This is a genomic window from Pseudonocardia adelaidensis (genome assembly GCF_039543345.1).
Classification (GTDB): domain Bacteria; phylum Actinomycetota; class Actinomycetes; order Mycobacteriales; family Pseudonocardiaceae; genus Pseudonocardia; species Pseudonocardia adelaidensis.
The window spans coordinates 225,624-250,742 of the sequence record NZ_BAABJO010000010.1; the positions used below are offsets into that span (position 1 = coordinate 225,624).

Genomic DNA, 25,119 nt, shown 5'->3' on the forward strand with positions numbered 1-25,119 from the left:
ACCTCGCGGGCAGATCATGACGTCCTGATCGACACTCCCGCGCGTTCCCGTGCCGGATCCGCCCGTCTTCGCGCAGAGACCCTGGTCATGGTCGCGCCACCGACCTCCGGCGCCGCCGGCCGCGGGGTCCGAGCCCCACCGAAGCCTCCCCCGACGGCTCGCCGCCGCATTCGCGTGCTTCGATCACCCTTTCGCGTGATCCTGCGCGACAGCGCTCCCCGACCCGAGAGGTTCGAGATGTTCGAGCGGACCGCATGACCCTGCTGGAGATCGCAGGGCTCGTCGCCGCAGCTCTGGCCGGGACCGGAGGATGCCTGCTCGGCGTCCGCGCGGCCGACGCGCTGAACCGCAAGCTCGGGCGCGATGTTCCCCGGGAGGGAGCGCCGTCCGGCACGCCGGACGAGGGACCCGGGACCGACTGAGGAGTTCGGCGGCGAACTCCTCGGGGTGACCGATCCGTTCACGACCAGCGGCGCACCTCGCTGCTGGTATGGCCGCATGAGCGTTGATGCGACGAGGACGAGGCCCGCGACCTGGGAGCGCCTCCACAGGTCCTTGCGCGGGGACCTCGTGACGCCATCCGATCCCCGCTACGACCGGGCCCGGGTGGGTTACTGGGCACAGTTCGACGGGGTGCGTCCGGCGGCGGTCGCGTTCTGCGAGACACCTGGTGACGTCGCCGCCTGCCTGGCGTTCTGCCAGGACGCCGATGTCCCGGCCGTGCCGCGCAGCGGCGGGCACAGCCTCGGCGGGTACTCGCTCACCGACGGTCTCGTCATCGACGTCTCGCGCATGTCGGGGGTCGGCACCAGGCGGGCCGGTGCCGAGGTCACGGCGGTCGTCGGGGCGGGTGCGCGCCAGGTCGACTCGCTGTCCGCGCTGTGGCGGGACGGCGTCGTCGTTCCCGGCGGGCTGTGCCCGACGGTGTCTGCGGGCGGCTTCGTCAGCGGCGGCGGGTTCGGCTGGACCACCCGTCGCTACGGCATGGCATGCGATCACGTGCTCGCGGCGGAGGTCGTCCTCGCCGACGGGCGGGTGGTGCGGTGCTCCGAGTCCGTGGAGCCCGACCTGTTCTGGGCGCTGCGCGGGGCCGGCGGCGGGAACTTCGGCGTGATCACCCGGTACGAGATGCGCGCGCGGCGCATCCCCACGATCGTCACCTACCACCTCCGCTGGCCGTGGCACGCGGCCGAGGCCGTGATGGCGGCCTGGCAGCGGTGGGTCGTCGAGGCGCCCGACGAGCTGGGTTCGGCGCTCACCGTCACGCTGGCCGGTGCCGAGCCCGCGACCGTCGATCTCGCCGGCGGGTGGCTGGGCGACCGGGCCGCGCTCGAACGCCTCCTCGACGCACTGGTGGCGGAGGCCGGCAGCCGGCCGGAGACCCGGACCGTGCAGGAGGACGCGTACCGCGACGCGATGATGGCGGCGTACGGCGTGGCCGGGACGACGGCGGCCCAGCGGCACTGGTCCGGCCAGAACCCGGAGGCGGTCATCCCGCGCCAGCACTTCGCCGTCGACCGCAACGTGCTGCTCGAACGGCCGGTCCCCGACTCGGGCATCGCCGAGGTGCTGGCCGCGCTCGAGCACGGTCGCAGGCCGGGCCAGGTCCGCCTGCTGAGCTGCTTCGCCCTCGGTGGTCAGGCCAACCGGGTGGCCCGCACCGCGTCCGCGTACGTCCACCGCGACGCCCAGATCTACATGGCGTACTGGGTCGGCCTGGATCGGGATCGCCCCGACGGTGCCGACCGGCATGCCGCGGAGGCGTGGGCGGACGCAGGCTTCGCCGTGATCGACCGGTACGCAGGCGGCGAGGCGTACCAGAACTTCATCGATCCCCGGCTCGGTGCCTGGCGGGAGGCCTACTACGCCGAGAACCACGCCCGGCTGGTCGAGGTGAAGCGGACCTACGACCCGCACGGGTTCTTCCGCTTCGCGCAGTCGATCGGCGTGGCAGGATCGGCGGCGTGACCGTCACCGCTGATCACACCGTGATGGCGGAGCCGCGCCCGTGCGAGCGCTGCTCCAAGGTCTCGCTCCTCTGGGTGGTCGGACGCTGTGCCGACTGCATCGCCGAGCTGGGGCTCCAGGACGACCGCACCGAGTACGACGCGTGGAAGGCCGACGTCCAGGCCGAGTACGGCCGGAAATGAGCCCCGGCGGCCGTGCGTCCTGGTGACGGCGAGGTCCTCCACTTCTCCGAGGACCCGACGATCACCGAGTTCGTCCCGCACGTCGCCGCCACCGCGCGCGTTCCCGGCGCCTACGTGTGGGCGGTCGACGCGGAGCGGGCGCCCGCGTACTGGTTCCCGCGGCAGTGCCCCCGGGTGCTCACGTGGCCCACCGCGGGCTCGACGGTCGCGGACGTCGACCGGATCATCGGCCCGTCCGCCGCCCCCCGCCTGCACGCCGTGGAGTACGCGTGGTTGGAGCGGATGCGCACGGTGCGGCTGTACGCCTACCGGCTGCCTGCGGCGCCGTCCGTCCGTTCCGCGAGCCGGAGCCGGCGCGCCTGCGGGGCGAGGCCGAGCCGACGGCCCACGTCGCGGAGGTGCCGGTGCGGCCGCTCGGTCCGCCGGAGCGGGTCGGCGACCTCTTCGCGCTCCACGAGGAGGCGAGCATCGAGCTGCGCGTGCTCCCGCGGCTGTGGCCCCTCTGGGACGCGATCGTGGCGAGCACACTCGGGTTCAGCGGGATCAGGCTGCGGAACGCCCAGCCGCCCCGCCCCGCGTGAGCGTGAAGACGCCGGACCTCAGCCTTCGGCCAGCCGTTCGAGCCGGTCGCGGTACGCGGCCCACCGGGCGGCGTCGCGACCGTGAGCTGATCCGTGCGAGGCGAGGTCACGGCGCCACCGGCGCCACCTCGACGCCCAGCTCGGTGGCCCCGACGAACTGGCGGGCGGCGATGCTGCCCATCGGCATGATCGGCCCGGCCTGGACGTCGCGCCACATGCGCTCGAAGGGCATGGCGCGCCCGAACCCGGCTCCGCCGTTCACCTCGGCCAGCCGCTGCAGGATCTCGGTGGCGTTGTGCGCCGCCACGTGCTTGACGGTGATGCAGCGCGCCACGGCCTCCTGCACCTCGAGGGCGTGCAGCTCGCGGGAGACGACCTCCTCGACGTGACGGTGGATCACCGCCCGTGACGACTCCAGCAGCATCCGGCAGTGGCCGACGGCGTCCTGCACGACCGGGTCGGTGCCGCGACCCGAGGCGGTGAGCCGGTCGGCCGTCCACCGCAGGGCACCGTTCGCGACCCCCGTGTAGACGGCGGCGAACGCCGGCATCGCCCACGCCCACACCGTCTCCATGACGCGCCGGTCGAGGTGGCCGATCGGCAGCGAGTGGACGACCGCGGACTCCGGCACGAAGACGCCGTCGAACTCCAGGTCGTCACTGCGGGTGGAGCGCATGCCGAGGGTGTCCCAGGTGGGGTGGACGCGGATGCCGGGCGAGCCCATGGACACCGCGCACAGCAGCAGCCGCGGGCCGCCCTCGGCATCCGGGTCGCGCGCGGTGGTGGAGAAGTCGGTGGCGATCGCCGAGTTCGTCGCGAAGATCTTCCGACCGGTCAGCAGGTACCCGCCGTCGGTGCGCCGGGCCACCGTGTTGGCGTCGGTCATGCGGTTCGCCAGCCCGCGCTCCGCGGTGAGGGCCGCCCACACCAGCGTGCCCTCCGCGGCCCGGCGGAGCAGGCCGGCCAGCCGCTCGTCCCCGGTGCGGCGCCACACGCTCGCCCACTGGCCGAGCGGCGAGATGTGCATGGCAAGCGACAACGCGGTCGAGCCGTCCCCGGACGCGATCCGCTCCAGAACCGCGACGACCTCCGGCAGCCCCGCGCCGGACCCGCCGAGCTCCTCGGGCACCGACATCCGCATGATGCCCGCCTCGGCGAGGTCGGCGTAGTTGTCGTGCGGGAACGAGGCCTCGCGGTCGTGCTCGGCAGCGCGCTCGGCGAACGTCCGCGCGAGCCGATCGGCCTCGGCGAGGATCCGCTCACCGCGTTCGCTGGTAGTCGTCGACATGTCCCGGATTCTGTCGGCCGCGGTGGTGGGTGTCACGGGAACGCTCGCGAGGCGGCGAGCCGGCGCCGGGGATGGCGGGGCTTGATCAGCGGAGATGGGACCGGGCATCCGCACGTGAGCGCTGGTCCCGATTGCGACGATCATCGCGACGATCACCGGTCCAGGTTCGGTGACCGACGGCCGGCGGTCAGTTCCCCTCCTCGGTGACGCCGGCCGGGTGCAGCCGGACCAGCAGGAGCGCGTCGAGGATGCGCCACCAGTCGCCTTCGGCGGGCTCGGCGCCGACGGCCGGCCCCACCTGGGAGAGGAGGTCGACCAGCGCCCTCGCCACCTCGCCCGGGTCCCGGTCGGGCCCGGCGAGGGCGGCGGCGGTGCGGCGGAACCGCTCGGTGCGCGCGACCCGTACCAGCGACGGCGGCGGGCCGGCCGGAGCCGACGGCACGGCGGTGCCGAGGTCGACCGTCAGGGCCGGTGCCGAGCGCGCGGGCCAGCCGCTCGAGGGCGGCGAGTGTGGGGTTGCGATGCCTCGTGGCTTCCCCAGGCCATCGCGGCCGCGGTCGTCATCGGGACGGCCGGATCGGTGGTCGTGGGAGCGCCACGGACGGTCGTCCAGCGGTCCATCCCCCGATCTGCGCTGGGGTGCGTCGGAGCCGTGTTCGGGATCGTCGAGGCGGCGGTGACCCTCGCCGGTGCGGTGCTCGGTCCGGTCGGTGCGCAGCTCGCGGGCCTCGGGGCCGCGGCCGGCGGCGCCGTCGTGCTCGCCGTGGCCGGCGTCGTGGTCACCGTTCTGGTCGTGCCACGGGCCGCATCTGTGCTGTGATGCCGGGGTGCCCCCAGCGCCGGCGGCGGTTGCCGCGCGGCTGGCCGCCGACGCCGACCCCGCGGTCGGCGCGCTGGCCCGCCGCGAGCTGCTCGACGACCCGGCCCCGGACGAGGACGTCCTGCGGAGCCCCCTCGTGCGCGGGTTGCTCGCCGGGCTCGAGGACCGGGCCACGCTGGAGCGCCCGTACGCCAAGTGGACCGGGGCGCACTGGCGGCTCGTCTCGCTCGTCGAGCTCGGCATACCGCCCGGGTACGGGCCGGCCGTGCGGGCCGCGGAGGTGGTGCTCGAGCACTGGGCCGCCACCGAGCGGTTCGCCCGCGTCCCGGTCGTCGACGGCCGGCACCGGATGCACGCGTCGCAGGAGGGGAACGCGGTGGCGGTGGCCTGCCGGCTCGGCATGGCGGGGGACGAGCGGGTGGCCAGGCTCGTCGCGCACCTCGTCGCCGGGCAGTGGCCGGACGGCGGCTGGAACTGCGATCGACGCCGCGCGGCGTGCCGCTCGTCCGTTCACGAGACGTTGCCCGCGCTCTGGGGCCTGCACGAGTACGCGACCGCGACCGGTGACCCGCAGAACCACCGCGGTGCCGGTCGCCCCGCAGGAGGGCCGGCCGCTGCGGCGGCCGCCGAGGTGCTGCTCGCGCGGGACGTCGTGTTCGCGGCGGGCAGCGACCGGCCGTTGCACCGGTCGGTCGTCGACCTGCACTACCCGCCCTACTGGCATTACGACGTTCTGCAGGCGCTCGTCGTGCTCGACCGGGCCGGTCACCGGGGCGATCCCCGGACTCGCAGGGCGCGGCGGGTGGTGGCCGGGAAGCAGCGGAAGGACGGCGGCTGGTGCGCCGTGCGCCCGTGGTGGCGGCCGCCGCGATCGACGGGGCTGGTCGAGGCCGTCGACTGGGGGCCCGCAGCGCATCAGATGGTCACGCTGAACGCGCTGCGCGTGCTCACGGCCGCCCGCTGACCGCGCTCAGTCGCCGGGACGGCGGTACGACTCCCGCGCCGCGGCGGCCTTCTCCAGCAGGGACGGCAGGTCCTCTGCGGCGATGAGCTGGCGCGTCTCCAGGTGCGAGAAGGCGCCGGTGCTGCTCACCGCCACGGAGACGGCGGCGGCGGTGGCCGAGTCGGGGATGTCGAGGACGACGAACCCGTCCCGGTCGCCGAACATGTAGTAGATCTTCTCGAGCGAGCCCCCGACGCTCTCGGCGAGCTGCCGGACCGCGGCCGTCCGCTCGCCCGGCTTCATCATCATCCGGTCCCACGTCTCCGGCTTGTAGGTGAAGAAAATCGCGAACTTGGCCATGGCGAACCTCCTCGCGCCGATGGGTCGGCCAGTGCACCACCGGTGCCGAAACCTGTCGAGCGGCCGAACGGCTCAGGTGTCGTGCGCCTCGGGGTCGCGCGCGAGCACCGACCGGCCGCCGTCCACCGGCACCGTGGCACCGGTGACGTACGCGGCGTCGTCGGACAGCAGGTGCGCGATCACGGAGGCCACCTCCGAGGCCGTACCCACTCGGCCGAGCGGATGGATCCGGCGCATCTCCTCCTCGACGTGCGCGGCGCCATCGCGGCCGAGCCCCTCGAGGAACGACGCGTAGCGCTCGGTGGCGATCGAGCCGAGCGCCACCGCGTTCACGCGTACCCCGCGCGCGCCGTACTCGACGGCGAGCGCGCGTGTGAGGCCCTCGATCGCCGCCTTCGCCGTGACGTACGGCGTGCAGCCGGGTACCGCGCGCTGGGCCTGGTGGGACGAGACGTTGACGATCGCGCCGCCGGTGCCGGCTGCGAGGAAGCGGCGCACCGCCGTGGTGGCCCCGACGACGGCCGGGGCGAGGTTGGTGCGGACGAGGTCGAGGACCTCGTGCGCCGGGGCGGTGTGCACCGAGGCGTCGCGGAAGACCGCGGCGTTGTTGACCCAGCCGGTGAGCGGCGCCGCGCGCTCGGCGCGGTCGGCGGCCTCCTCGGTGACCGCATCGTCGGCTGCGCTGCCGGCCACGGCGACCGCGCGGGGGTGGGTGGCGATCCAGCCGAGCGCGCCGGGGTCCAGCTCGATCGCGACCACGTGGGCGCCGTCGCGCAGCAGTCGTTCGACCACGGCACGCCCCACTCCACGGCCTCCTCCGGTGACGACGACGGACCGTGGCGCGGGGACGGACGGCACGGCTCCAGCCTAACGAGGACCTGACACTCCCTCGGGGTGTGATGGTCGTTGCGATTTCGTGATCGGGGGCTGAAACTATGCCTGTCGACCGTGCGTAGAACGCCGAAAATCGCCGCGTGACCTGGCGGAACGGCCCCCTTCCCGGCATGCGTGATCGTCAAACGTGTATGTGATAGCGCTCACATTTTCTAGCCGGACCGGCCGATCAGACATCGGCGAAGCGGTTTCGGGCCTGTTAAGTTCCCCTGACATGGCCGCACTTGCTGGATCCCCCGACCGCGTACGTCCCAAACGCGGGGAGCAGCTGATGATCGGTCACCCGGAGGTCTCCGATGGCGTGGCGTGCTGGCGTCTGGCCGAGGCCACCGGGGTCCTCGACGTCAACTCCCGATACAGCTACCTGTTGTGGTGCCGTGATTTCGCCGCCACGTCCGTGGTGGCGCGCCGTGACGGGGAGCTGCTGGGGTTCGTCACCGGGTTCCGTCGGCCCGAGGAGCCGTCCACGCTGGTCGTCTGGCAGGTCGGGGTGGACGCCGCGGCGCGCGGGCAAGGCGTTGCGGCGGAGATGCTCGACGCGCTGTTCGACCGGGTGCCCGGGGTCGACCACCTCGAAGCCACCGTCACACCCGACAACACGGGGTCCATCGCGCTGTTCAGCCGCTTCGCCGAGCGGCACGGTGCTCCGGTGAGCCGCAGCGAGCTGTTCGGGGTCGAACTGCTCGGTCCCGGCCACGAACCCGAGATCTTGTTCCGGATCGGACCGGTCGACCGCTGACCTGACGATCACACGACCGTTTCACAGGGGGAGGCCCGTGGAAACGACCGTTTTCGACGACCTCGAGTCCGAGGTCCGCAGCTACTGCCGGAGTTGGCCGGTGGTATTCGACTCCGCCAAGGGGTCGCATATCACCGATATCGACGGCAAAAAATATCTCGATTTCTTCGCCGGCGCCGGTGCGCTCAACTACGGGCACAATCCGCCGGCGCTGAAAGCGCCGCTCCTCGACTACCTCGCGCGCGACGGCATCACCCACGGCCTCGACATGTACACCACGGCCAAGGGCGAGTTCCTGCGCACCTTCGAGGATCTCGTGCTGAAACCGCGCGGGCTCGACTACAAGGTCCAGTTCCCGGGGCCGACCGGCGCCAACACGGTCGAGTCGGCCCTGAAACTCGCGCGCAAGCTCACCGGCCGCGAGTCGATGATCAACTTCACGAACGGGTTCCACGGCATGACGCTGGGCGCCCTGTCCGTCACCGGGAACTCCATGAAACGCGGCGGCGCGGGCGTCCCGCTCGTGCACGCCACCCCGATGCCGTTCGACAACTACTTCGACGGCACGGTCCCGGACTTCCTGATGTTCGAGAAGCTCCTCGGGGACGCGGGGAGCGGCCTGAACGAGCCCGCGGGCGTCATCGTCGAGACCGTGCAGGGTGAGGGCGGCATCAACCCGGCCCGCATCGAGTGGCTGCAGGGGCTGGAGGACCTGTGCCGGCGCCACGGCATGATCCTCATCGTCGATGACGTGCAGATGGGCGTCGGCCGCACCGGCCCGTTCTTCTCGTTCGAGGCCGCAGGCATCCGGCCCGACATCGTCTGCCTCTCGAAGTCGATCAGTGGCTACGGCCTGCCGATGGCCCTCACGCTCATCAAACCCGAGCTCGACCAGTGGGGCCCCGGCGAGCACAACGGCACGTTCCGCGGGCACAACCCCGCGTTCGTCACGGCCACCGCGGCGCTGCGCGAGTACTGGGCCGACGACACGCTCGAGCGCTCCACCATCGCCAAGGGGGAGCGGGTGGGAGAGGCGCTCGCCGAGCTGGCGGCCTCCTCGGACAGCGTGGAGCTCACGCCCAAGGGGCGTGGTCTCGCCCGCGGCCTGTCCTTCTCCCAGCCCGAGCTCGCCGCCAAGGCGTGCGCCGCGGCCTTCGAGCGGGGACTGATCATCGAGACCGCCGGCCCCACCGACGAGGTCATGAAGTTGATGCCGCCGCTCACGATCACCGATGCCGAGCTCGAGGAGGGACTGGAGATGGTCGGCGAGTCCGTCCGCGCCGTCACGGAGGGGATGTCGGCGTGATCGTCCGCACTCTCGAGGAGATCACCGACACCGAGCGCGACGTCAAGACGGAGCACTGGCGCAGCAAGCGCATCGTGCTGGCCGGCGACGGTGTCGGGTTCTCCCTGCACGAGACCGTGCTCGACGCCGGCTCGGTCAACGACTTCTGGTACGCCAACCACATCGAGGCCGTCTGGGTGATCGAGGGCGAGGGTGAGCTCACCGACAAGGACAACGACGTCACCTACGAGCTCCGCCCCGGCTCGGTCTACGTCCTCAACGGCCACGAGCACCACCAGCTGCGCCCGCGCACGCAGATGCGCACGGTGTGCGTGTTCAACCCGCCGGTGACCGGACGCGAGGTGCACGACGAGAACGGCGTGTACCCGCTGATCGTCGAGCCGGCGCCGGCGGCGGAGGCCTCCTGACGGAGGCCGCCGTCCCGGGCGTCGCGAACGGCCGCCACCGCGCAGGCGTGGCGGCCGTTCGCCAGGTCGAGGGAGGTGTGATGGACCAGGGGTGGCTGGAAGGCCTCGTACTCGGCGAGGTGGTGAGATCGCGCGCCGAGACCCACGGGAGCGCGGCGTTCCTGAAGTTCCGCGACGGCGAGCTCTCCTTCGCGGAGGTGGACGCCGCCGCCGACAGGTACGCCAACGGGTTCGCCGCGGAGGGCGTCCGCCGCGGTGACCACGTGGCGGTGATGCTGCCGAACTGCCCCGAGTTCGTGCCCGTGATCGTCGCGCTCGCGCGGCTGGGCGCGGTCGCGGTGCCGGTGAACACGGCGTACCGGGGGGAGCTGCTGCGCCACGTGCTGGACAGCGCCGACGTCTCGACGTTGCTGATCGACGCCGAGTACGTCGATCGCCTCCCCGCGGTGCTGCCGACCGTGCCCGGTGCGGTCCGCCTGATGGTGCGGGGCCGGGAGCCCGCGCTCGACCAGCTCGGTGACGGCGCGCTGCCGATGGCGCGCCTGCTCGCGCACGGCGCCGACCGGGTCGACGGGGGCGCGCGGTTCTCCGACATGCAGGCGATCATGTACACGTCCGGCACCACCGGCCGCTCCAAGGGCGCGATGGTGCCGCACGCACTGGCCCTGACCTGCGCGTGGGATTCGCTGGACTTCCTGAACCGGTGGGGGAAGACGACCTACTGCCCGCTGCCGCTGTTCCACGCGGCCGGCCTGTGGGACGGCGTGTTCTCCTCGCTGCTGTCCGGCAGCCCGATCGGCATCGTGGAGCGGTTCAGCGCCTCGCGATTCTGGGACGACGTGCGCTACTTCGACGCGCAGGTCACCATGAGCGTGTTCGCGATGATCCCGATCCTGCTGAGCGCCCCGCCGGACCCCCGGGACCACGACCACCCCCTCGAGACGTTCTACATGGGCAAGTCGGCGCTGGACGCACCGCTGCTGGAGCGCTTCGGCGTGCGGTCGGCCGAGACCTACACCAGCACCGAGGTCGGCATCGCCACCGGCAGCCCGTACGGGCAGTGGCGGCTGGGCTCGATGGGGCAGGCGCACGCCGAGCGCTTCGAGGTGGCCGTCGTCGACGAGGACGACCGGGAGGTCCCCGCGGGCGAGCCGGGCGAGCTCGTCGTGCGGCCGAAGCAGCCGTTCGTGATCACGACCGGCTACTACGGGATGCCCGAGGCCACCGCCAGGGCGTTCCGCAACATGTGGTTCCACACCGGCGACCGCGCGTGGCGCGACGACGACGGCTACTTCTACTTCCTCGACCGGATCGCCGACGCCATCCGCAGGCGCGGGGAGAACATCTCGGCGTTCGACATCGAGTGCGAGGTCAACCTGCACCCGGCCGTCGTCGAGTCGGCCGCCTTCGGCGTGCCGTCCGAGCTGGGTGAGGAGGACGTCAAGCTGGCGGTCGTTCGCGCCCCCGGCGCCGACCTGTCCCCGGCCGAGCTCGCCGCGTACTGCGCCGCCAAGCTGCCGTCGTTCATGGTGCCGCGCTACATCGAGTTCGTGGGTGAGCTGCCCCGCACCCCCACCGACAAGGTCGCCAAGCACACCCTGCGTGCGATGGGTGATCAGGGCATCACGCCGGGTACCTGGGACCGCGAGCGCGCGACGCCGAGCACGCGGGCCACGCAGGCCTCCGCCGCGGCCGAGGCGACCCCGGGGAGGACGGCATGAACTGGGAGGACGGCCCTGACCATGCGGCGTTCCGGGAGGAGGTGCGCGCGTTCGTCCGGGACCGGTTCCCGGCGGCGTACACGCCTGACCCGGACGCCGAGCAGAGCCTCGAACCCGAGGACGTGTGGGGCTACAACTGGCCGGTCGACCGCAACAGCGCGGACGTCGCTCGCCGGGAGGGTGCCCGGGAGTGGGCCGCGGCGCTGGCCGAACGCGGCTGGATCGCCCCGCACTGGCCCGTCGAGTACGGCGGTGCGGGCCTGTCCGCCATGGAGGAGTTCATCCTCCAGGAGGAGATGATGCGGGCGCGCGTGCCCACCGTGAACGGCATCGGCGCGTTCCTGCTCGGCCCCACCCTGCTGGCCCACGGCACGGACGCGCAGCGCGCCGAGCACCTGCCCCCGATCGCCCGCGGCGAGCGCGCATGGGCCCAGGGCTTCTCCGAGCCGGGCGCCGGCTCCGACCTGGCGGGCCTGCGGACGCGGGCCGTGCGGGACGGCGACCACTACGTGGTGGACGGGCAGAAGGTGTGGACCTCGCTCGGCCACCACGCCGACTGGCTGTTCGTGCTGGTCCGCACCGATCCGGACGCGACGCCGAAGCACCGCGGGATCACGTTCCTGCTCGTCGACGTGAACACGCCCGGTGTCACCATCCGGCCGATCCGCGACATCCGCGGCGACGCGCCGTTCTCGGAGATCTTCTTCGAAGGCGCGCGGGTGCCCGTCGCCAACCGGGTCGGCGAGGAGAACCGCGGCTGGTACGTCGCGATGGACGCCCTCAGCTTCGAGCGGGCCGGGATCGGGGCCACGATCAAGTACGAGCAGGCGATCGCCCGCCTCGTCGAGCACATCGGCACGCCGGAGGGGCGGGAGCAGCTGCGGGAGGGCTGGGAGCGGGGCGCCCGGCAGGAGATCGCGCGGCGCTACGTCGAGGTGCGGGTGCTGTACAACATCGCCCGCTTCAGCGTCACGAACCCCGTACCGGGGTACGAGGCGTCGGTGAACCAGCTGTTCAGCGCCGAGCTGCACCAGCGGCTCGCCCGCACCGGCGCCCACGTGTTCGGCCGGCACGGCCTGCTGTGGCAGCGCGACGGCGCCCCGCTGGGCGCTGCCTTCACCCACATGCGCATGGACTCCGTGGCCGCCACCTTCCTCGGCGGCGCCTCGGAGATCCAGCGCAACGTCATCGCCACTCGAGGCCTCGGCCTGCCTCGTTCCTAGGAGGATCACATGACCGAAGGGCTGGACGTCGTCGTCAAGGACCGCGTCTGCTGGATCACCCTCGACCGGCCGAAGAAGCTCAACTCCCTGACCCCGGAGATGATGCACGGCCTGCGCAAGGTCTTCACCGACATCGACGACGACCCCGAGGTCTGCGTCGCGGTGCTGCGCGGGGCAGGCGAGAAGGGGTTCTGCGCCGGCATGGACCTGGACTGGTCCGAGTCGCTCACCAAGGCCGACCGGATCGAGCAGGGCCGCCTCGGCGAGAAGACGTTCGCGATGATGGAGCGGCTGTCGATCCCGGTGTTCGCCGCGGTGCACGGCTACGCCGTCGGCGGCGGGCTCGAGCTGGCGCTGGGCGCGGACTTCATCGTCTGCGCCGACAACGCGAAGATGGGGCTGGTCGAGATCACCCTCTCCGCCCGGCCGCCGCACCAGCCGAAGTTCATGGACGGCAAGGAGGACCCCGACCAGCCCGAGGTGGGCGGCAGCGCGCCCGGCTGGGGTGGGCTCAAGCGGCTGCCTGCCCGGATCGGCATGGCTCGGGCCAAGGAGATGCTCTTCACCGGCGTCCGCATCGACGCGCAGCGGGCCCTGCAGCTGGGCCTGGTCAACGACGTCTTCGCGGCCGACGAGTTCGACGACAAGGTGGCCGCGCTCGCCGAGCGGATCGCCGCGATGAACCGCTACAACCTGCGCCTGGTCAAGGAGCTCGTCACCGCCGGGTACGACTGGATCGAGCCCCACCCCAGCTGAGGAGTCCCGAGAAGATGCTGAAGATCTACCGGATCGACCACGTCGCCGTGGCCGCGCCCGACATCGACAAGCAGCTCGCGCTGCTGGAGGGCCTGTTCGGCTTCCGGCGCACCCACGTGTGGGACAACCCGGCGGCGGGCGTGCGCGGGGTCCGGCTCGCCGTGCCGGGCGCCGCCGGGCAGACGTGGGTGGTGCTCGCGCCGTCCGGCGAGGGCGGGTCGCTCCAGCGGTGGCTCGACGAGAAGGGCGGGCGGCCTGGACTGCACCACGTCGGTGCCGAGGTCCCGGACCTCGACGCCGCGGTCGCCGAGCTCGACAAGCGGGGGCTCCAGGTCACCGACTCCGTGCCCGGCCTCTGGGTGGAGGCGTCGCTGTCCCCGCCCGAGCACGGACCGGGGGTGCTGTGGCGCCTGCGCGGCCCCGGCCACCTCGCCATGCTCGGCGACGACGACGCGACCGCCGTCAAGCCCGTCGACGCGAACGGGCCCACCCTCGGCATCCGCGGGATCGACCACATCTGCCAGGCCTTCCACGACCGCGACGAGCTGTCGCGCTGGTACTCCGACCTCGCCGGGTTCGTCGAGGTCTGGCGCACCGCCGACGACGAGATCCCCGACATGGCCGACCTCGTGCTGAACGTCCCGGGCTCCAGCATCTGCTGGGAGGTGATCACGGGACGGGGGGAGGACTCCTTCGTCGACAAGTTCCTGGCGCGCAACGGGGCCGCCGCCCACCACGTGACGTTCGAGGTCGCCGACTGGGACGCCGCGCTGGCCGCCTGCGGCGTCCACGACATCCCGACGTTCGACGACGAGGAGGGCGTCAAGGACGGCGCCGCGTGGAAGCACACGTTCATCCACCCCAAGCACGCGGGCGGCGTGCTCGTGCAGCTGTTCTGGGAGGAACGGCCCGGCGTGTGGGTGCGCTCGGACAAGATCCCGCCCGCCAACTGACAGGGACCGCGCATGGATCTGACCCTGACCGAGGACCAGGAGCTCATCCGCAGCACCGCCCGTGACGTGCTCGCCGGGCGGGTGGCGACGGCAGGCGTCGACGCGGTGGCCGGCGACCCGGCGGGCTTCTCGGCCGACCTGTGGAAGGAGATGGTCGAGCTCGGCTGGACCGGCCTGGCCGTTCCGGAGACCTACGGCGGGGTCGGCGAGGGCTTCCTCGAGGCCTGCCTGCTGCTGGAGGAGATGGGCGCGGCCCAGGTGCCGAGCCCCTTCCTGCACACGGTGGCCTGCGGGGCGACGATCGAGCGGCACGGCTCGGCCGAGCAGCGGGAGCGGTGGCTGAGCGGGATCGCCGAGGGCCGGTCGATCGCCTACGCCGACGGGGCGGCCGTCACGGCCACGGCGTCCGGCGACGGGTACGTCCTCGACGGCACCGCGCGGTTCGTGCCCTTCGCGCAGGCCGTCGACGACCTGCTGGTGGTGGCGGGGTCCACCGCCTTCCTCGTCGACCGGGCCGCGGCAGGCGTCAGCACCGAGCGGCTCGACGTGGTCGGCCCGAACGCGGAGCACGACGTCCGGTTCGCGGGCGTCGCCGTGCCGGCCGAGCGCGTGCTCGGCGCGGCAGGCGGTGGCTCTGCGGTCGCCGCGACGGCCACCGCGTTCGGCGCCGCCGCGACGTGCGCGGAGATGGTGGGTGGCGCGCAGCGCGTGCGCGACACGACCGTGGAGTACGCGGGGCAGCGCGAGCAGTTCGGCCGCCCGATCGGCAGCTTCCAGGCCGTGCAGCACCACTGCGCGGACATGGCGATCGACGTCCTCACCGCGCGGTTCATCGCGTTCGAGGCGATCTGGCGGCTCACGGCGCCCGGGCAGGCGGCCGACGAGGTGGCGCTCACGGTGGCGGTGGCCAAGTCCTGGGTGAGCGACGCCTACCAGCGGGTGTGCGCGCTCGGGCACCAGGTGCACGGAGCCATCGGCTTCACCGCCGAGCACCCCCTGCACCACTACCTGCAGCACGCCACCAGCGCCGCGCTCGCCTTCGGCGACGGGGACTTCCACGCCGACCTGGTGGCCGATGCGATCGGCCTGCCCCGGTCGTGAGTGGATACGAGTGCCAGAGCACTCGTATCCGCTCACGGGTGTTCGAGGGTGCGCAGGGGGAGCAGCTCGGGGCGCTTGGGCAGGTAGCCGTCGCCGGTGGCTCGTCCGCGCAACCGCCGCTGGACGTAGGGCATCACGAAGTCGCGCATCCAGCGCAGGTCCTCGCGCACCCAGTCCCGCCACGGGGCCGGGGCCATCTCGGGGAGCGGGGTGCGCCAGTCGTCCGTGACCGGTTCGCCCAGGGTCTCCAGCACGCGCAGCGCCACCCGGCTGTGGCCCTCGGCGGTGAGGTGCAGCCGGTCGCGGCCCCAGCTGCGGGGATCGGCGAGCGGCGCCATGCCCCAGAGGTCGACCACCGTGCTGCCGTGGCGCTCGGCGCTCGCGCGCATCAGCTCGTTGTAGCAGGCGACGCGCCCACGGAGGCGGCGCAGGATCGGGTGCATCCGGCCGAGGTCGAAGCCCGTGAACACGAGCACGTGCCCGCCGGTGGCGGTGACCCGCTCCAGCGCAGCGTCAAAGCGGCGGGCGAGGTCGTCGGTGTCGCAGGAGAACCGGATGATGTCGTTGCCGCCCGCGCAGAACGTGATCAGGTCGGGGCGGAGCCGCTCGGCCACCGGCAGCTGGTCCTCGACGATCTGGTCGAGGAGCTTGCCGCGCACGGCGAGGTTGGCGTAGCGGAAGCCGGGGCGGGTGGCGCTCAGCTGCTCGGCCACGCGGTCGGCCCAGCCCCGGGGTGTACCGTCGGGGCGCCAGTCGTCAAGGCCTTCGGTGAAGCTGTCCCCGAGTGCGAGGAAGCTGCTGATGGGTCGCATCGGCCATCGCCCCCTTTCGTTCACCAGCCCGTCACGTGGTCGACGGGCAAAACATTCTCCAATATCACCCCGCACCGGGGATACACGCCAGTGGGGGTGATCCATTCGTGGATGTAGGGCACCCTTAGCTCATGGGAAGCCGGAAGGACGCCGCGGAGCCGGGCCTCGCCGAGGTCCTCGGCGGGCGCGGCGCCGCCGTCGACGCGACCGTCCCGGTGATCGCCTTCGTGATCGCGTTCACGGTCGCCGACGCGTCCGGCTGGGCGTCCCCGGTCGCCTGGGCGGGCGGGGCGGCCGTGCTCGTCGGCGCCGTGGTGGCCGTGATCCGGCTCGTCCGCGGAGGTCGGCCGCGCGCGGTGCTGTTCGGCCTGCTCGGGGTCGCGGTGGCGGCGCTGGTCGCCCTGTACACCGGCCGAGCCGTCGACTTCTTCCTGGTCCAGATCGTGAGCAACGCGGCGAGCGCGCTGGTCTGGGCCGTGTCGATCGTGGTGCGCTGGCCGCTCCTCGGGCTGGTCGTGGGCACCGCGCTCGGCCAGCGCACCCGCTGGCGGCGCGACCCCGCCCTGCTGCGCGGCTACCAGCGGGCGAGCTGGGTGTGGGTCGGGCAGTACCTCGTGCGGCTCGCGGTGTTCCTCCCCCTGTACGCGGCGAACGCCGTGGTCGCGCTCGGCATCGCCCGCACCGTGCTCACCTGGCCGCTGGTGGCGCTGTGCGTCGCGCTCTCGTGGCCGGTCCTCCGTTCGGCGCTGCCGGATGGGCACGGTGGCCTACGCCACCCCGCGCCCGCGCGTGAAGACGCTCACGAAGCCTGATCGTTTGGAGCGATCTGCGCGGGTACCCCGTTGGAGCGGACGGAAGCAGCCGGACGACCCACGCCAGGAGCCATGCCTCAGCCCAGCGCGCCCCGACCGACGCCCGCCGCTGATCGCGCGGGCGCAGAGCCCACCGTCGCCACGCCGGCCAAGGCGGCGGAGCTCACGGTCAACAAGGTGATCGCCGGTGCTGGGGCGGCGGCCACCAGCGCCGTGCTCGGGTCGTACTTCGGTGCCTCCGGCACGGTGGCGGGCGCCGCGCTCGGCTCCGTGGCGAGCACCGTGGCCACCACGCTCTACCAGCGTTCCCTGGACCGGACCCGCGACACGATCGTCGCTCGCGTCCGGCTCACCGGCGGTCGGCGGACCGACCTCTCCGACACGCCCACCGTCCAGCTCGCGGTGCCGCAGCCGCGCGTCCCGGTCGAACCCGCCACCACGCAGCTACGCGTCGAGCCGGTGTTGCGCAGGCCCCGCCGGATGTGGGTCTGGGCCGGCGCGACGGTGCTGGTCTTCGTGATCGCCCTGTTGGTGGTCACCGGGTTGGAGTGGGCGAAGGGCTCCTCGCTCACCACCGGGCAGCCGGGTACGTCGGTCGGCCGGGTGCTGACGCCCGGCTCGGGCGGGAACGCCGGGAACGACCCGGCGGAGGAGACCTCCGAGGAGCCGACGGCGAGCGCGGAGCCGACCACCGAGCCCGCGCCCACGGAGGAGGAGACCCGGTCCGCGGAGCCGACCCCCAGCGAGGAGCCGGGCTCCGGTGCCGGGTCGACCCGGGAGCCGCGCACCAGCGGCACCCCCACCTCGACGCCGCGGCCCACCCCGGGGCTCCGGATCCCCGACCTGGAGCCGAACGACTGAGGTGCCTCCGACGTTCCTGACCTTTCCCGGCCCGGCCGGATGTGACGAGTTGCGAACGAGCGACCGCCGAGCGGAGCCACCGCCCCTAACCTCGATCGATGCGAGTGTTGATCACCGGGGGTGCCGGGTTCGTCGGGTCGCACGTTGCCGACCGGCTCGCCGCCGACGGCCACGACGTGCTGCTGCTCGACGCGCTGCTGCCCCAGGCGCACGGCTGGGGTAGCTGGACGCCTCAGCACGAGCACGTCGTCGGCGACGTGCGCGACGCCGACCTGCTGGCCCGGCTGCTGCCCGGCGTGGACGCCGTCTGCCACCAGGCGGCGATGGTGGGGCACGGCGTGGACCCGTCGGACGCGCCGGCGTACGCCGCGAACAACGACCTCGGCACCGCGGTGCTGCTCGCCGCGATGCACGCCGCCGGGGTGCGCAGGCTGGTGCTGGCCGGGTCGATGGTCGTCTACGGCGAGGGTCGCTACGACTGCCCGGAGCACGGCGTCGTCCGGCCGCTGCCGCGAGCGGCCGCCGACCTCGCGGCCGGCCGGTTCGAGCCGCACTGCCCGCGCTGCGGGCGGGAGCTGTCCCCCGGCCTCGTCGGGGAGGACGCACCTCCCGACCCGCGCAGCACCTACGCGGCCACGAAGCTCGCGCAGGAGCACCTGGCGAGCGCCTGGGCGCGGCAGTGCGGCGGCCGGGTCTGGTCGCTGCGCTACCACAACGTCTACGGCCCGCGGATGCCCCGCGACACCCCGTACGCCGGCGTCGCCTCGATCTTCCGCTCCGCCCTGGAGCGGGGAGACCCGCCACGGGTGCTCGAGGACGGCCGCCAGCGTCGCGACTTCGTGCACGTCACCGACGTCGCGATGGCCAACGCGCTGGCGTTGAGCGCCGACGCCGACGGGTTCGAGGCGGTGAACGTCTGCTCCGGTGAGCCGCACACCGTGGGTGAGCTGGCCCGCGCGCTGGCCGAGCGGATGGGCGGGCCGGAGCCGGTCGTGGCAGGCGGGGCCCGGCCGGGGGACGTGCGGCACGTGGTCGCCGACCCGGCGCTGGCCACTGCGCGGCTCGGCTTCCGCGCCGCGGTGACGTTCGCCGAGGGCGTGGCCGCCTTCGCCGCCGATCCGCTGCGGGAACCGGCCGTCACCGTTCGGTAAGCAGCGATCCGGGGTTCCACGAGCGGTTCTCGGCCGATGATCGCAGGTGTGGAGATCATCCTTCCCTGCCTCGACGAGGCGGACGCACTGCCCGCCGTGCTGGCCGAGCTACCGCCGGGCTGGTCGGTGCTCGTCGTCGACAACGGGTCCACCGACGGCACGGCCGCCGTCGCCGCCGCACACGGCGCGCGGGTCGTCGTCGAGCCCCGCCGGGGCTACGGGGCCGCCGTCCACACCGGGCTCCTCGCGGCGCGCTCGGAGCTCGTCGCCGTGCTCGACGGGGACGGCTCGCTCGATCCGGCGGTCCTCGGCCCGATGGCCGACGCCGTGCGCGCGGGCGGCGTCGATCTCGCCGTGGGCAGGCGGGTGCCACGGGCCGGTGCGTGGCCGTGGCACGCCCGCGTGGGGAACGCGCTCATCGCCGCGCTGCTGCGCACGCGCGGCGTGCCGGTGCACGACATCGCGCCGATCAGGGTCGGACGCAGGCAGGACCTCATCGACCTCGGGGTCGCCGACCGCGGCTTCGGCTACCCGCTGGAGCTCCTGCTGCGCGCGGGGGCCGCGGGCTGGCGGCTGCACGAGGTGGACGTCGCGTACCGGCCGCGGGCCGGCGGACGGTCCAAGGTGTCCGGGTCGGTACGCGGCACGGTGCGCGCGGTCCGCGACATGGGCAGGCTGCTGGCCGCCCCGGGGTTCTCATGACCCCCGCCGCGCTGATCGTGCTGGCCAAGTCGCCGGAGCCGGGCCGGGTGAAGACGCGGCTGTGCCCGCCCGCCACCCCGGCCGAGGCCGCCGACCTGGCCGCCGCGGCGCTCCTCGACACCATCGACGCCGTGAGCGGCGTCCGCGGTGCCGAGCCCGTCGTCGCGCTCACCGGCCGGCTCGCGGGGGCGGTGCGGCGCGCGGAGCTCACCGCGGCGCTGCGCGGCTGCCGGGTCGTGGCGCAGCGCGGGCACGGCCTCGGTGAGCGGATCGCCGCCGCGCACCTCGACACCGCCGCGCTGCTCGCGGGACGCCCGACGCTGCAGGTGGGCATGGACACCCCGCAGGCGGGCTCCGCGTTGCTCGCGACGTGCCTCGAGCGGTTGCACGCTCCCGGCACGGACGGCGTGCTCGGCCTCGCGGCCGACGGCGGCTGGTGGGCCATGGGCCTGCGCGACCCGCGAGCGGCGGGGCTCGTCGCCGGCGTTCCGACATCGCGCGACGACACCGGGGAGCGCACCCTGCGGGCCCTGCGGGACGGCGGGCTGCGCGTGGGCCTGCTCCCCGAGCTGACCGACGTCGACACCGCCGCCGACGCCCGCACCGTGGCCGATGCGGCGCCGGACGGGCGGTTCGCCGCCGCGCTGGTCCGCTGCCCGGCGTTCGCGGCAGCGTCGTGACCGCCGCGTTCGTGCGGTCGGGGTTCGACGCCGCGCTGCGCGGCGCGCCCGCGCGGCTGGTGCGCAGCGACGGCGCCGAGGTCGTGCTCGCGGTGCGCCGGTGGCACGCCGACGCCGCGGGTGACGACCGCTGGTTGCTCGACCGGTGCACGGGCCCGGTCCTCGACCTGGGTTGCGGTCCGGGGCGGCTGCTGGTGGCGCTGACCCGCCGGGGCGTCCCGGCGCTCGGGGTCGACGTGTCCGCGGCCGCCGTCGCGCGGTGCCGGGCCCGTGGCGTCGCCGTGCTGCGCCGCGACCTGTTCGCCGCGCTCCCCGGCCGCTGGGACCACGTGCTGCTGGCCGACGGCAACATCGGCATCGGTGGCGACCCCGCCCGGCTCCTGCGCCGGGCCGCCGCCCTGTTGCGGCCCGGCGGCACCGTGCTCGCCGAGACCGACCCGGACCCGACCGCCTGCTGGGCGGGGACGGCGCGGGTGCACACGGCGGAAGGCCCTGGCCGGCCGCTGCCATGGGCCGTGGTGGGGGCCGACGCGCTGCGGGCGGTGGCCGCGGCCGCCGGGTTCGAGGTGATCGCCTCCCACGCCGGCCCCCGCTGCTTCAGCGAGCTGCGGCTGGCCGGGTGAGACCTATGGGACCCGGGCCGGCACGTCCGCCGTCGGCAGCGTGACCTCGAACCGGCAGCCGGGCGGCTCGTTCCGCACGGTGATGGTCCCCTGCTGCGCCTCCACCAGCGCTTTCGCGATGGCAAGGCCGAGCCCGGCACCGGAGGACTCGTCCGGGGTGCGTGCGTCCGTGCCCCGGTAGCCGGGGTCGAAGACGCGGTCGAGGTCGGCCTCCGGGATGCCGCCGCAGGCGTCCTGGACGGCCAGCCAGGCCTCGGTGCCACGGGTGCCTGCCGAGATCGACACCGTCTCGCCCGCCGGCGTGTGCCGGATCGCGTTGGAGAGCAGGTTGCGCAGTACGCGCACGAGGTCGGCGTCGCTGCCGAGCACGGTCGGCCAGCAGGAGGGGTCCTCGGCCGCGACGGTGACGCCGGCCGCCGCCGACGCCGCCGCCTCGGCGGCCACCGCGTCGGAGGCGATCTCGCCGAGCGCGAGCCGCTCGGCAGGCAGCCGCAACGCGGCCGAGGTGGCGCGCGACAGCTGGAACAGATCCTCGACCATCCCGGCCATCCGCACCGTCTCCTGCCGGATCCGCTGCAGGTACTCGGTCACCTCGCCGGGCCGGTGCACCACGCCGTCGAGCAGCGCATCGGTCATACCGCGGATGCCGGCGAGCGGCGAGCGCAGGTCGTGGCCGATGCCCGCGACGAGCTCGCGCCGCGCCCCCTCGGCCTGCCGCTCCGCCTCGCGGGCCTCCCGTTGCCACAGCGTCTCGCGGGCCACGCTGCGACCGAGCAGCATGCCGGCCGGCACCGTGACCGCCGCGACCACGACGACCACCGCGACCGTGCCCACCAGCTGCGGCGTGTACATGAACCCGCTGGTGGCCACCACGCCGAAGAGGGCCGCGAAGAGCGGCACCAGCACGAGCGCGGTCATCGTGGCCGTCATCGACCGGCGCCGCATGCGGTGCACGACCAGCCCGCCGACGAGCGCCACCGGGAGCGCCGAGAACAGCGCGATCGGGGCGGCCTTGGCCAGCTCGACGAGGACGTTCATGCAGGGACACCGGGGTCGTAGCGGTAGCCGGTACCCCAGATCGTCGCGATCCGGCGCGGCCGGGTGGGATCGGCCTCGATCTTCTCCCGCAGCCTGCGCACGTGCACCGTGACCGTGGACTGGTCGCCGAACTCCCAGCCCCACACCTCGGCGAGCAGCTCCGCCCGGTTGTACGCCCGGCCGGGGTGGGCGATCAGGTACGCGAGCAGGTCGAACTCGCGGGTGGTCAACGCCAGCTCCCGCTCGCCCAGCCAGGCGCGGCGGGCGGCCGGGTCGACCCGCAGCTCGCCGTCCACCAGCACCTCGGCCGCCGACTCCGGCGGGCGGGAGCGGCGCAGCACGGACCCGATCCGCAGCACGAGCTCGCGCGGGCTGAACGGCTTCGTCACGTAGTCGTCCGCGCCGAGCTCGAGGCCGAGCACGCGGTCGTCCTCCTCACCCAGCGCCGTGAGCATCACGATCGGGAGGCGGTCGTCGTCGGCGCGCAGCGCGCGGCAGACGTCCAGCCCGGTCATGCCGGGCAGCATCAGGTCGAGCACCACGGCGTCGGGGGAGCGCTCCCTGGCCGCGCGCAGCCCGGTGGGACCGTCCGCGGCGAGATCGACCTGGTAGCCGGCCTCGTCGAGGTAGCGCCCGACCACGTCGCGGACCGTCGCGTCGTCGTCCACCACCAGCACGCGCGCCGTCATGAGCAGAGCCTAGGGAGCCGGGGTGGCCGCGACCCTTACGAGTCGCTCACCGATCCCCGCTCCGCGGCACCGGACCGGCTGCGCGGACCTAGCTTTCCCAGCATGCGCTTCCGCAGCCCGCTGCGTGGTCCCTGGTTGACCTCGCTGTTCGCCGTGGTGCTGCTCGTGGGGATGCCGATCCTCCTCGTCACCGGGCTGCTCGACCGCGTCGCCTACGGACCGAGCCAGGGCCTGCCCGGCGACGTCGGGCTGCTGCAACTGCCGCCGTTCGACTGGCCGACGCGGCCGTCATGGCTCTTCCGGCTGACCCAGGGCCTGCACGTCGGGCTCGGCATCGTGCTCGTGCCGGTCGTGCTGGCGAAGCTCTGGTCGGTGATCCCGAAGCTGTTCGCCCGGCCGCCGGTCCGCTCGCCTGCGCAGGCGCTGGAGCGCGCGTCGCTGCTGCTGCTCGTGGGCAGCGTGCTGTTCGAGATCGTCACCGGGCTGTTGAACATCCAGTACGACTACGCGTTCGGGTTCAGCTTCTACACGGGCCACTACCTCGGGGCGTGGGTGTTCGTGGCGGCGTTCGTCGCGCACGTGGCGCTGAAGCTGCGCTCGATGGTGCGCGGCCTGCGCTCCCGTTCGCTGCGCCGCGAGCTCGCCACGCCGCTGGCCCGCACCGTGCCCGAGCCGCCGGACGACGCCGGCCTCGTCGCGCCCGACCCGGCGCCGCCCACGATGAGCCGGCGGGGGGTGCTGGCACTGGTCGGTGGCGGATCGGCGCTGCTCGCGGCGCTCTCGATCGGGCAAGTGCTGGACGGGCCCGCCCGCCACGTCGCGTTCCTGCTGCCCCGGGGGCGCACCACGGACGACGGACCGAACGGGTTCCCGGTCAACCGCACCGCGGCGGCCGCCGGCGTCGTGCCCACCGCCGGCTGGACGCTCGCGCTGGCGGGCGCGACCCCGCGGACGTTCTCCCGCGCGGAGCTCGCCGCGCTGCCCCAGCACACCGCCCGGCTGCCGATCGCGTGCGTCGAGGGCTGGTCGACCATGCAGACCTGGACCGGGGTGCGCCTCCGCGACCTCGCCGGGCTCGCCGGCGTGCCGCGGCCCGCGTCGGCGTCCGTCGCGTCGCTGGAGGACGGGCCGTTCGCCCAGGGGACGCTGACGGCGGGGCAGGTGCTCGATCCGGACGGCCTGCTCGCGTTGCAGGTGAACGGCGTCGACCTCAGCCTCGACCACGGCTTCCCCGCGCGGATCATCGTGCCGGCGCTGCCCGGCGTCCGCTGCACGAAGTGGGTGCGGTCGATCGAGTTCCGGGAGGCGTGATGCGCCGCTTCGCCGACCGCTACGGGGCCCGCCCGGCCCACCTGCTGATGTTGCTGGGGTGCTTCGCGCTCGCCGCGTACGCCGCGTCGTTCCTCCTCGGTGACCCGGCGCTGCTGCACGTGCTCGGGTGGTTCCTCGGGGCAGCCGTGGTGCACGACCTCGTGCTGTTCCCGCTGTACGCGCTGGCCGACCGCGTGCTCGCCCGGCTGCCCCGGCCCCGGGTGCCGCTGGTCAACCACGTGCGGGTGCCGCTGCTGGGCGCCGGGCTGACGTTCCTCGTCTTCCTGCCGGGCATCGTCCGGCAGGGCGGGGCGACCCACCTGGCGGCCACCGGCCTCGACCAGCAGCCCTACCTGGGCCGATGGCTGGCGCTGGTGGCCGCCATGATCGTGCTCTCGGCGCTCGTCTACGCGGTGCGGCTGGTGGTCAGGCCGCGTTCGCGGTCTCGCGCAGCGGCTTGAGCGCAGCGGACCAGGCCACCAGCTCACCCACCATGTCGTGCAGCGCCTTCTCCTCGTGCTCGGTGGGCCGGCACCGGCCGGGCTCGCCCGGCTCGGTCAGCTCGAAGTCGGTGAACGTGCCGAGCGCCACCTGGCTGCGCACGGTCGCGACCTTCACCTCGGCCAGCACCAGGCGCAGCTGCTCGACGGCGCGTACCCCGCCGTGCACGCCGCGGTGTTTCGCCCGCGACGGGTACACCCGCGCGAGCATCGACGCGATCTCCGCCGCGGCCACGGTGTCGACGCGCACCGTCTACAACCACTTCACCGACAAGGCGGAGCTCTTCCGCGCGGTCATCCAGGACAGCGCCACGCGGGCCGCCGACGCCCAGATCGCGATCATCGAGCGCTACCTGCACCGGGTGGTCGACCCGGAGCCGGACCTCGTGGAGTTCGGCATCGCGTTCGCGGGACCGGTGCGGGCCGAGCACGCCGCGCACTTCGCGCTGGTCCGCCAGGTCAACGCCGAGGTCGGGCACATCCCCCAGGAGGCGATCGACGCGTGGCTGGAGACCGGGCCGCTGCGCGTCCTCCGCGCGCTCACCGAGCGGCTGCGCGAGCTGGCCGACCGGGGTCTGCTGCGCACCGACGACCCGGAACGCGCCGCCCTCCAGCTGATGCGGATGATCGCGGTCGGCAACCCGTCCTACCGGGGCGCCGTGCCGACGGAGGAGGAGATCGTCGAGACCGTCACGGCG

The 25,119-nt window shown here is 73.8% G+C and carries 30 protein-coding genes and 2 pseudogenes; 24 read left to right on the forward strand and 8 right to left on the reverse strand.

Annotated elements, in window-relative coordinates; genetic code table 11:
• Positions 1–254 precede the first annotated feature (254 nt).
• The 5 genes and pseudogenes from ABEA81_RS16085 (at position 255) to ABEA81_RS16105 (ending at position 2,731) form a co-directional block, all read left to right on the forward strand.
• Positions 255–422, forward strand: coding sequence for a hypothetical protein (locus ABEA81_RS16085; protein ID WP_345605891.1), 168 nt, complete (start codon positions 255–257; stop codon positions 420–422).
• Between the two features lie 148 nt (positions 423–570).
• Positions 571–1,968, forward strand: coding sequence for an FAD-binding oxidoreductase (locus tag ABEA81_RS16090; protein ID WP_345605892.1), 1,398 nt, complete (start codon positions 571–573; stop codon positions 1,966–1,968).
• Entirely contained in the window at positions 1,965–2,150 is a 186-nt protein-coding gene (locus tag ABEA81_RS16095) for a hypothetical protein (protein ID WP_345605893.1), read from the forward strand. Before ABEA81_RS16090 ends, ABEA81_RS16095 begins: the two co-directional genes overlap by 4 nt.
• Before the next feature lie 12 nt (positions 2,151–2,162).
• Positions 2,163–2,417: pseudogene (locus ABEA81_RS16100) on the forward strand (DUF6886 family protein); the annotation flags it as partial.
• A gap of 2 nt (positions 2,418–2,419) precedes the next feature.
• Positions 2,420–2,731 carry a DUF6886 family protein gene (locus tag ABEA81_RS16105; protein ID WP_345605894.1) on the forward strand — a complete coding sequence of 104 codons (312 nt, stop codon included), beginning with the start codon at positions 2,420–2,422 and terminating at the stop codon, positions 2,729–2,731.
• A gap of 106 nt (positions 2,732–2,837) precedes the next feature.
• Here ABEA81_RS16105 and ABEA81_RS16110 read toward each other — a convergent pair whose 3' ends face one another.
• Both ABEA81_RS16110 and ABEA81_RS16115 read right to left on the reverse strand, forming a co-directional pair.
• Complete coding sequence (locus ABEA81_RS16110) at positions 2,838–4,019, reverse strand: acyl-CoA dehydrogenase family protein (protein WP_345605895.1); 1,182 nt, start codon at positions 4,017–4,019, stop codon at positions 2,838–2,840.
• A 187-nt stretch (positions 4,020–4,206) separates the two neighbouring features.
• Positions 4,207–4,461, reverse strand: coding sequence for a hypothetical protein (locus ABEA81_RS16115; RefSeq protein WP_345605896.1), 255 nt, complete (start codon positions 4,459–4,461; stop codon positions 4,207–4,209).
• 210 nt (positions 4,462–4,671) lie between these two features.
• Between ABEA81_RS16115 and ABEA81_RS16120 the strand changes: the two genes are divergently transcribed.
• Positions 4,672–4,839: a hypothetical protein gene (locus ABEA81_RS16120; protein ID WP_345605897.1), complete on the forward strand. Its 168-nt coding sequence runs from the start codon at positions 4,672–4,674 to the stop codon at positions 4,837–4,839.
• Positions 4,840–4,846: 7 nt separating this feature from the next.
• Complete coding sequence (locus tag ABEA81_RS16125) at positions 4,847–5,803, forward strand: hypothetical protein (protein WP_345605898.1); 957 nt, start codon at positions 4,847–4,849, stop codon at positions 5,801–5,803.
• 6 nt (positions 5,804–5,809) lie between these two features.
• Here ABEA81_RS16125 and ABEA81_RS16130 read toward each other — a convergent pair whose 3' ends face one another.
• Together ABEA81_RS16130 and ABEA81_RS16135 are read right to left on the reverse strand one after the other, a co-directional pair.
• Complete coding sequence (locus ABEA81_RS16130) at positions 5,810–6,142, reverse strand: GYD domain-containing protein (RefSeq protein ID WP_345605899.1); 333 nt, start codon at positions 6,140–6,142, stop codon at positions 5,810–5,812.
• 72 nt (positions 6,143–6,214) lie between these two features.
• Positions 6,215–7,000, reverse strand: coding sequence for an SDR family NAD(P)-dependent oxidoreductase (locus ABEA81_RS16135; RefSeq protein ID WP_345605900.1), 786 nt, complete (start codon positions 6,998–7,000; stop codon positions 6,215–6,217).
• A 307-nt stretch (positions 7,001–7,307) separates the two neighbouring features.
• Between ABEA81_RS16135 and ectA the strand changes: the two genes are divergently transcribed.
• The 8 genes from ectA (at position 7,308) to ABEA81_RS16175 (ending at position 15,242) form a co-directional block, all read left to right on the forward strand.
• Positions 7,308–7,775, forward strand: coding sequence for a diaminobutyrate acetyltransferase (ectA, locus tag ABEA81_RS16140; protein ID WP_345605901.1), 468 nt, complete (start codon positions 7,308–7,310; stop codon positions 7,773–7,775).
• A gap of 37 nt (positions 7,776–7,812) precedes the next feature.
• Positions 7,813–9,081, forward strand: a complete 1,269-nt coding sequence (gene ectB, locus ABEA81_RS16145; protein WP_345605902.1) for a diaminobutyrate--2-oxoglutarate transaminase — start codon at positions 7,813–7,815, stop codon at positions 9,079–9,081.
• Positions 9,078–9,488: an ectoine synthase gene (locus ABEA81_RS16150; protein ID WP_345605903.1), complete on the forward strand. Its 411-nt coding sequence runs from the start codon at positions 9,078–9,080 to the stop codon at positions 9,486–9,488. Before ectB ends, ABEA81_RS16150 begins: the two co-directional genes overlap by 4 nt.
• An 80-nt stretch (positions 9,489–9,568) precedes the next feature.
• The gene (locus tag ABEA81_RS16155) at positions 9,569–11,209 is read left to right on the forward strand and encodes an AMP-binding protein (RefSeq protein ID WP_345605904.1); all 1,641 of its coding nucleotides are present in this window, start codon (positions 9,569–9,571) and stop codon (positions 11,207–11,209) included.
• The gene (locus ABEA81_RS16160) at positions 11,206–12,432 is read left to right on the forward strand and encodes an acyl-CoA dehydrogenase family protein (RefSeq protein ID WP_345605905.1); all 1,227 of its coding nucleotides are present in this window, start codon (positions 11,206–11,208) and stop codon (positions 12,430–12,432) included. Before ABEA81_RS16155 ends, ABEA81_RS16160 begins: the two co-directional genes overlap by 4 nt.
• A gap of 9 nt (positions 12,433–12,441) precedes the next feature.
• A complete protein-coding gene (locus tag ABEA81_RS16165; protein WP_345605906.1) occupies positions 12,442–13,188 on the forward strand; it encodes an enoyl-CoA hydratase/isomerase family protein in 747 nt (248 codons plus the stop codon).
• Positions 13,189–13,202: 14 nt separating this feature from the next.
• Positions 13,203–14,141 (forward strand): VOC family protein, encoded by a 939-nt coding sequence (locus tag ABEA81_RS16170; protein WP_345605907.1) that lies wholly within the window; start codon positions 13,203–13,205, stop codon positions 14,139–14,141.
• 12 nt (positions 14,142–14,153) lie between these two features.
• Positions 14,154–15,242 (forward strand): acyl-CoA dehydrogenase family protein, encoded by a 1,089-nt coding sequence (locus ABEA81_RS16175; RefSeq protein ID WP_345605908.1) that lies wholly within the window; start codon positions 14,154–14,156, stop codon positions 15,240–15,242.
• A 32-nt stretch (positions 15,243–15,274) separates the two neighbouring features.
• Here the strand turns inward: ABEA81_RS16175 and ABEA81_RS16180 are convergent, their stop codons facing one another.
• Positions 15,275–16,054 (reverse strand): SGNH/GDSL hydrolase family protein, encoded by a 780-nt coding sequence (locus ABEA81_RS16180; RefSeq protein WP_345605909.1) that lies wholly within the window; start codon positions 16,052–16,054, stop codon positions 15,275–15,277.
• A 131-nt stretch (positions 16,055–16,185) separates the two neighbouring features.
• On the opposite strand from ABEA81_RS16180, the gene ABEA81_RS16185 reads away from it, so the two are divergent.
• The 6 genes from ABEA81_RS16185 to ABEA81_RS16210 all read left to right on the forward strand — a co-directional run bounded on the left by ABEA81_RS16185 (position 16,186) and on the right by ABEA81_RS16210 (position 20,883).
• The gene (locus tag ABEA81_RS16185; protein ID WP_345605910.1) at positions 16,186–16,866 is read left to right on the forward strand and encodes a DUF3159 domain-containing protein; all 681 of its coding nucleotides are present in this window, start codon (positions 16,186–16,188) and stop codon (positions 16,864–16,866) included.
• A gap of 72 nt (positions 16,867–16,938) precedes the next feature.
• Complete coding sequence (locus ABEA81_RS16190; protein ID WP_345605912.1) at positions 16,939–17,727, forward strand: hypothetical protein; 789 nt, start codon at positions 16,939–16,941, stop codon at positions 17,725–17,727.
• A 98-nt stretch (positions 17,728–17,825) separates the two neighbouring features.
• Positions 17,826–18,878: an NAD-dependent epimerase/dehydratase family protein gene (locus ABEA81_RS16195; protein WP_345605913.1), complete on the forward strand. Its 1,053-nt coding sequence runs from the start codon at positions 17,826–17,828 to the stop codon at positions 18,876–18,878.
• Between the two features lie 36 nt (positions 18,879–18,914).
• Complete coding sequence (locus tag ABEA81_RS16200) at positions 18,915–19,580, forward strand: glycosyltransferase family 2 protein (protein ID WP_345605914.1); 666 nt, start codon at positions 18,915–18,917, stop codon at positions 19,578–19,580.
• On the forward strand, positions 19,577–20,260 hold the full coding sequence (locus tag ABEA81_RS16205) for a TIGR04282 family arsenosugar biosynthesis glycosyltransferase (protein WP_345605915.1): 684 nt from the start codon (positions 19,577–19,579) through the stop codon (positions 20,258–20,260). Before ABEA81_RS16200 ends, ABEA81_RS16205 begins: the two co-directional genes overlap by 4 nt.
• A complete protein-coding gene (locus ABEA81_RS16210) occupies positions 20,257–20,883 on the forward strand; it encodes a class I SAM-dependent methyltransferase (protein ID WP_345605916.1) in 627 nt (208 codons plus the stop codon). Before ABEA81_RS16205 ends, ABEA81_RS16210 begins: the two co-directional genes overlap by 4 nt.
• Positions 20,884–20,886: 3 nt before the next feature.
• Here ABEA81_RS16210 and ABEA81_RS16215 read toward each other — a convergent pair whose 3' ends face one another.
• Complete coding sequence (locus ABEA81_RS16215; protein WP_345605917.1) at positions 20,887–21,921, reverse strand: sensor histidine kinase; 1,035 nt, start codon at positions 21,919–21,921, stop codon at positions 20,887–20,889.
• The gene (locus tag ABEA81_RS16220) at positions 21,918–22,610 is read right to left on the reverse strand and encodes a response regulator transcription factor (protein ID WP_345605918.1); all 693 of its coding nucleotides are present in this window, start codon (positions 22,608–22,610) and stop codon (positions 21,918–21,920) included. Before ABEA81_RS16220 ends, ABEA81_RS16215 begins: the two co-directional genes overlap by 4 nt.
• 102 nt (positions 22,611–22,712) lie before the next feature.
• On the opposite strand from ABEA81_RS16220, the gene ABEA81_RS16225 reads away from it, so the two are divergent.
• Together ABEA81_RS16225 and ABEA81_RS16230 are read left to right on the forward strand one after the other, a co-directional pair.
• Entirely contained in the window at positions 22,713–23,921 is a 1,209-nt protein-coding gene (locus ABEA81_RS16225; RefSeq protein WP_345605919.1) for a molybdopterin-dependent oxidoreductase, read from the forward strand.
• Positions 23,921–24,382 (forward strand): hypothetical protein, encoded by a 462-nt coding sequence (locus tag ABEA81_RS16230; RefSeq protein WP_345605920.1) that lies wholly within the window; start codon positions 23,921–23,923, stop codon positions 24,380–24,382. The genes ABEA81_RS16225 and ABEA81_RS16230 overlap by 1 nt, the downstream gene beginning before the upstream one ends.
• Here ABEA81_RS16230 and ABEA81_RS16235 read toward each other — a convergent pair.
• Positions 24,348–24,671 carry a hypothetical protein gene (locus tag ABEA81_RS16235; RefSeq protein WP_345605944.1) on the reverse strand — a complete coding sequence of 108 codons (324 nt, stop codon included), beginning with the start codon at positions 24,669–24,671 and terminating at the stop codon, positions 24,348–24,350. The genes ABEA81_RS16230 and ABEA81_RS16235 overlap by 35 nt on opposite strands.
• Between ABEA81_RS16235 and ABEA81_RS16240 the strand changes: the two are divergent.
• Positions 24,640–25,077, forward strand: a pseudogene (locus tag ABEA81_RS16240) (TetR/AcrR family transcriptional regulator C-terminal domain-containing protein); the annotation flags it as partial. The gene ABEA81_RS16235 and the pseudogene ABEA81_RS16240 overlap by 32 nt on opposite strands.
• Positions 25,078–25,119: the final 42 nt, after the last annotated feature.